This window comes from Achromobacter sp., from assembly GCF_049647645.1.
Lineage (GTDB): Bacteria > Pseudomonadota > Gammaproteobacteria > Burkholderiales > Burkholderiaceae_B > Achromobacter.
On sequence record NZ_JBARYB010000275.1, the window covers coordinates 1 to 4,980 of the forward strand.

A 4,980-nucleotide genomic window follows, 5' to 3' on the forward strand; every position below is an offset into this window, starting at 1 on the left:
ATCCCGCAGTCCGGACGCCGGCGACTCAAGAACGCTGCCTCACAAAACCGAAGTGGGGAGCGGTAGGGCTTCGAGCTCGCGGACGTCAGGGTTCTATAGCCGCCGAGGCTGCCCTGCGCCATTCCGATGCTCGCCCCGGTGGGGCTGCGCTTCGGATGGCTCCGGGGTCCTCGGCTGACAGTCTCCTAATGCATTGGTTTCGGACCCCGTTCATGAGCAGATGCCGTGAGCCGGTGGCCGGGCGGAGGGATCCGAAGCGCAGCCCCACTGGGGCGAGCATCGGAATCCCGCAGTCCGGACGCCGGCGGTTCAAGAACCCCAGCCTCACACAACCAAACGTCAGCAATACAGCCAAAAATGTTCTAAGCCGGTGCGCGTTCACGGTCCACGGCCGTGACCACGCCGGCCTCGATCAGCGCGTCGATTTCCGCGGCGCCATAGCCGAACTCTCCCAGGATCGAGATGGTGTCTTCGCCCAGCCTGGGCGCCGCGCGGTGGTATTGCGCGGGCGTGGCCGACAGCTTCACGGGCATCCCTACGGTGCGCACCTTGCCGGCCACCGGGTGATCCTGTTCCACCACCATGCCGCGTGCCAGCGTCTGCGGGTGCGACAGCGCCTGCGCGATCGAATGCACCGGCCCGGCGGGCACGCCGGCGGCGTCGAACACGTCCAGCCATTCCTGCGCGCTGCGGGTCTTCAGAATGGCGGACATTTCCTCCACCAGCTGATCGCGGTTCTGCATGCGGTCGCGGTTGCGCGCGTAGCGCGGATCCTCGGCCCATTCCGGCTTGTCCAGCGCCTGGGTGATGCGCTGCCAGTTCTTCTCGTTGGCGCCGCCGATGATGATCCAGTCGGTGGCGGTGGGAAACGCCTGGTACGGCGCACTGAGCACGTGCGCCGAGCCGGTCGGGCCGGGCGACACGCCGCTGCCGAAGTAGATGGCGGCGTGCCAGTACAGCTGCTGCAGGCTGGCTTCGAGCAGGGAGGTTTCCACGATCTGGCCCTCGCCGGTGCGCTGCTTGTGCTGGTAGGCCGCGAGCACGCCGAAGGCCGCCAGCAGGCCGGCGTTGATGTCCGCGACGGAGTTGCCGGTGCGCAGGGGCGGACCGCCCGGTTCGCCGGTGATTGCCATCAGGCCGGAAAAGCCCTGCGCCACCAGGTCGAAGCCGCCCTTGTCGGCGTACGGGCCGGTGGTGCCGTAGCCCGACACGGCGCAGTAGATCAGGCCGGGGTTCTCCTGGCGCAGCCTGTCGTAGCCCAGGCCCAGCTTTTCCATCGTGCCCTTGCGGAAGTTCTCGGTCACCACGTCGGCGTCGCGGATCATGCGCAGCAGGACCTTCTTGCCTTCGGGGTGCTTCAGGTCCAGCGCGATGGCGCGCTTGTTGCGGTTGAGCATGAGGTAGGGCGCCGAGATGCCGTTGATCTGCGGGTCGCGGTACTGGCGCGAATCGTCGCCGCCGTCGATCTTTTCAACCTTGATGACATCGGCGCCCATGTCGGCCAGCATCATGCCGCAGGTCGGGCCGGCCATGATCTGCGACAGCTCGATCACGCGCATGCCGGCGAGCGCGCCGGCCGGGCGCGGGGTATCGGGCTGGGTATCGTTATGCATGAGTCCTCCTTGCGCTGCGTTCAGCGGGCATTGAATTGCGGCTTGGCCTTGGCCAGGAAAGCCTGGTAGCCCGTGCGGAAGTCCTCGGTGTCGAAGCAGTCGAAGGCTTCGTCGCGGTCGGCGTCGGTCAGCGCGCGGCCGTCCACCAGGTTGCGGATGAATTTCTTGTGCCAGCGCGCCACCAGCGGCGCGCCGTCGGCGATGCGGCGGGCGGCGGCCTGGGCTTCCGCGGCGACCTGGTCATCGGGCGCCACGCGCGTGACCACGCCCAGGCGCAGCGCTTCCTGCGCGTCGAAGATGGTGCCTTCAAGCAGCACCTGTAGCGCGGCGGATGGACCGACCAGGCGCACCAGCGGCGCCAGTTCCGAATACGACATCACCAGCCCGAGATTCTTGATGGGTACGCCGAAGCGCGAACTCGCTCCGCAGATGCGGATGTCGGCCAGGCTGGCGATCTCCATGCCCCCGCCCACGCAGATGCCGTGTATCTGCGCCACCACGGGGTGGCGGCAGTTGCCGATCGCCTCTATGGTCCGGCGCATGACGGCGCCGTATTCGATGGCCTGGCGCTTGTTGCTGCGGGCGGTCTCGAATTCGCTGATGTCGTTGCCCGGCGAGAAGGCTTTTTCGCCTGCGCCGCGCAGCAGCACGCAGCGCACGCTGTCGTCGGCGTCCAGCTCCAGGAAGGCGTCGCCTAGCAGCCGCCAGCTGTCTATGGTGAAGGCGTTGAGCTTTTCCGGGCGGTTCAGCACCACGGTCACGATGTCGCCGTCGCGCTGGCGCAGGATGGGGGAGGAATCGGAAGTGGGGGTAGCGCTCATGGTGTTCCTTTGCTTGGGCGGGGGCGCACCCCCGCCGGATTGCTGCGGGGTTATTGCTTGGTCAGGCCCAGGCTGGCGGTGAGCTTGCCGTACTTGCTCCATTCATCCTGCACGTAGCTGGCGAAGGCCGCGGGATTGGCCGGGCCGCCGCCCAGTTCCATGCCCTGGTCGGCCAGCTTGGCCTTGATCTCGGGATCGGCCAGCGTCTGGCTCAGGGCCTGGTCGAGCTTGGCGAGCACGGGCTTGGGCAGCTTGGCGGGGGCCAGCACCGCGTACCACTGCACCACGTCCAGGCCCTTGATGCCGGACTCGGCCAGCGTGGGCACGTCGGGCAGGCGCTTGCTGCGTTCGGTGCTGGTCACGGCCAGCGGACGCAGCTTGCCGGCCTGGATCTGGTTGATGGCGCCGGGCAGGGTGTCGAAGTTCATGTCCACGCTGCCGCCCAGCAGGTCGGTCATGGCCTGGCCGCTGCCCTTGTAGGGCACGTGCTCCATGCTCACGCCCGCGATCTGCGAGAAGCGCGCGGCGCTCAGGTGCTGCGGGCTGCCCATGCCGGAGGACGCGTAGGTCAGCTGCTTGGGCTTGGCGCGGGCGTCGTCCACCAGGTTCTGCACACTGGCGTAGTTGTGCTTGGCCGGGTTGATCACCAGCACATTGGGCACCGAGCCGATATAGCGCACCGGCGTGAAATCCTTGATCGGGTCGACGCTGGACTGCACCACGTAGGGCGCGGCGACCGTGGACTGCATATTGGCGAGCAGCAGGGTGTAGCCGTCCGGATCGGCCTTGGCCACGAAGTCGGCCGCGATCAGGCCGGACGCGCCGGGCTTGTTCTCGACCACGACCTGCTGGCCCAGCAGCGCGGACAGGCGCGCGGACAGGATGCGGGCCGACACGTCGGTGCCGCCGCCGGGCACGAAACCGACGATCAGGCGTACCGGCCGTTCCGGCCATTTGGATGCGTCCTGCGCCAGGGCGGGGCTGGCGGCGGCCAGGCTGGCGGTCAGCGCCAGGGCGCCGGCCCAGGCGCGAGCGTGCTTATGCATATGGGTCTCCTTGGTGGATGTAAGCCTGCCCGCGTGTTGCTTGATCTATGATGGGGTCAGGTTGGTATGCCTTTGGTGTTTGGTATACCAGATACAAAAATAGTCGAATTAACGAGTGCGAACAACTCATGGCTAACCCTGAAGTTATGGACCAGCCCGTCCCCGATTTGGCCATCCATCACCCCACGCTGCCGGCCGTGGTGGCGGAAAAACTGCGGCAACTCATCATCGACGGCACCTTCAAGCCGGGCACCTGGCTCAACGAGCGGGACCTGTGCGACCAGCTGAAGATTTCGCGCACGCCGCTGCGCGAGGCTTACCGCATGCTGGCCTCCGACGGCCTGGTGACCTTGCAGCCCAAGCGCGGCGCGATGGTGATCGAGTTGTCGGCCGATGATGTCGAGAACATCTTCGATGTGCTGTCGGTACTGGAGGGGCTGGCGGTGCGCAGCGCCGCCGAGCGCGCGACGGACGCGGAACTGGCGCACATCGCGCAATTGCATGCGCAGATGCGCCAGGGCTACGAGCAGCGCGACATCCGGGCGTATTTCGCGGCCAGCATGGGCACGCATATCGCCATCAACCGCGCCGCGCACAATCCGGCGCTGACGCATTCCTATGACAGGCTGAACCTGCAGGTGCAGGCGTTGCGCTACAAGTCGAATTTCGATATCGACGAGTGGACGGCGGCGGTGGCCGACCACGAGGCCTTCGTGCAGGCGCTGATGCGGCGCGATGGCGAGCTGGCGGAGTCGCTCATTCGCAAGCACGTGGGCAGCAAGAAGACCTACAACCTGCGCGGCCGCGCGGGTGGGGCGGCCAAGGCCTGAGCAGGCCTTTGGCTTCCGCGGGCGGCGCGATCAGGCCGGCTGCGGCACCGCGCGCTTCCTGCCTATCATCAGCGCGATGACGGCGGCGATGAGGCCGGTCATGCCGGAGATGACGAAGGCCATCAGGTAGCTGCCCTGCGCTTCGCGCACGGCGCCTGCCATCCAGGCGGCGCTGGCAGCGCCCAGTTGGTGGCCGGCGACGATCCAGCCGAACACGATGGGGGCATCGCGCTCGCCGAAGGCTTCGGTCGTCAGGCGCAGCGTGGGCGGCACCGTGGCGATCCAGTCCAGGCCGAAGAAGATGGCGAAGATCGACAGGCTGTAGAACGAGAAGTCGGAATAGGGCAGATAGATCAGCGACAGCCCGCGCAGGCCGTAGTAGACGAACAGCAGCTTGCGGGGATCGTAGCGGTCGGTCAGCCAGCCCGACGCCGTGGTGCCGATCAGGTCGAAAATGCCCATCAGCGCCAGGAGGCCCGCGGCCTGCACCTCGGGCATGCCATGGTCGCCGCAAAGCGCGATCAAATGCGTGCCCACCAGGCCGTTGGTGGTGAAGCCGCACACGAAGAAAGTGGCGAACAGGAACCAGAAGGTGCGGGTGCGCGAGGCCCGCGCCAGCGCGCCGAAGGTGGCGGCCAGCATGCCGGTGCGCGGTGCGGCGGGCGCCGGC

The 4,980-nt window shown here is 67.3% G+C and carries 5 protein-coding genes; 1 reads left to right on the forward strand and 4 read right to left on the reverse strand.

Annotation, left to right across the window (positions count from 1 at the left end; genetic code table 11):
• Positions 1 to 362: 362 nt before the first annotated feature.
• Genes WBB14_RS31860 through WBB14_RS31870 form a run of 3 tightly spaced genes read right to left on the reverse strand, consistent with a single transcriptional unit; the run spans position 363 to position 3,480 of the window.
• Entirely contained in the window at positions 363 to 1,613 is a 1,251-nt protein-coding gene (locus tag WBB14_RS31860) for a CaiB/BaiF CoA transferase family protein (RefSeq protein WP_424243321.1), read from the reverse strand.
• A gap of 20 nt (positions 1,614 to 1,633) precedes the next feature.
• Positions 1,634 to 2,434, reverse strand: a complete 801-nt coding sequence (locus tag WBB14_RS31865; protein ID WP_424243322.1) for an enoyl-CoA hydratase/isomerase family protein — start codon at positions 2,432 to 2,434, stop codon at positions 1,634 to 1,636.
• 50 nt (positions 2,435 to 2,484) lie between these two features.
• The gene (locus WBB14_RS31870; RefSeq protein WP_424243323.1) at positions 2,485 to 3,480 is read right to left on the reverse strand and encodes a tripartite tricarboxylate transporter substrate binding protein; all 996 of its coding nucleotides are present in this window, start codon (positions 3,478 to 3,480) and stop codon (positions 2,485 to 2,487) included.
• Positions 3,481 to 3,608: 128 nt separating this feature from the next.
• Here WBB14_RS31870 and WBB14_RS31875 point away from each other — a divergent pair, with 128 nt between their 5' ends.
• A complete protein-coding gene (locus tag WBB14_RS31875) occupies positions 3,609 to 4,310 on the forward strand; it encodes a GntR family transcriptional regulator (protein ID WP_424243324.1) in 702 nt (233 codons plus the stop codon).
• Positions 4,311 to 4,340: 30 nt separating this feature from the next.
• Here the strand turns inward: WBB14_RS31875 and WBB14_RS31880 are convergent.
• A partial coding sequence (locus WBB14_RS31880; protein WP_424243325.1) for an MFS transporter occupies positions 4,341 to 4,980 on the reverse strand: 640 nt, incomplete at its 5' end.